We start from the raw sequence: 553 nt of genomic DNA, 5'->3' as shown, positions 1-553 counted from the left end.
TATCAATGAGCTTTAGTGGCGGCAAACCTGTGATGATGGTATTGAACGATACACTTGGACAAACGACCTCTATTAAGTTTAGTGGTATCAAAATGAATCCAAGTATCGGCAGCAGTCAGTTTAAATTTACTCCACCAAAAGGTGTTGATGTCATCAATCAATAAGGACCAACTAATTAGTGAAGCAGATCATGATGCTTTGCTATTTATCTAAGGTTGAAAGCAACTAAGAGTGATAGCCAAATAAAAAGGACAGATCTTAGGTGATCTGTCCTTTTTTATGAGCGTCATGATAGTTTGGTCAGCAGAAAAATTAAGACATAGCTCGTATGGATTCCATATCTGGCATCGGTGGTAGCTCATCTAAATGACTCAGCCCAAACGCATCTAAGAATTGTGCGGTGGTATGGAGTAATGCTGGACGTCCCAAAGTATCCTTAAAGCCTTTCTCAATGATCCACCCTTTATCAAATAGCTGGCGTAGTATATTGCTTGATAACATCACACCGCGCACTTGCTCAATATCACTACGTGTCACAGGTTGCTTATAAGCA

1 protein-coding gene and 1 pseudogene are annotated in these 553 nt (G+C 40.0%); one reads left to right on the top strand and one right to left on the bottom strand.

The features are described from left to right. Positions 1-164: pseudogene (locus ACS8FC_RS20000) on the top strand (outer membrane lipoprotein chaperone LolA); the annotation flags it as partial. A gap of 148 nt (positions 165-312) precedes the next feature. On the opposite strand, the gene scpB reads toward ACS8FC_RS20000, so the two are convergent. Beyond that, positions 313-553 (bottom strand): SMC-Scp complex subunit ScpB (scpB, locus tag ACS8FC_RS19995; RefSeq protein ID WP_439298069.1); only part of this gene is annotated, 241 nt, incomplete at its 5' end.

Source organism: Psychrobacter sp. 1Y4 (genome assembly GCF_051847555.1).
The sequence above is the reverse complement of the archived record's forward strand: the minus strand, read 5'-3'. Positions and strand labels throughout refer to the sequence as shown.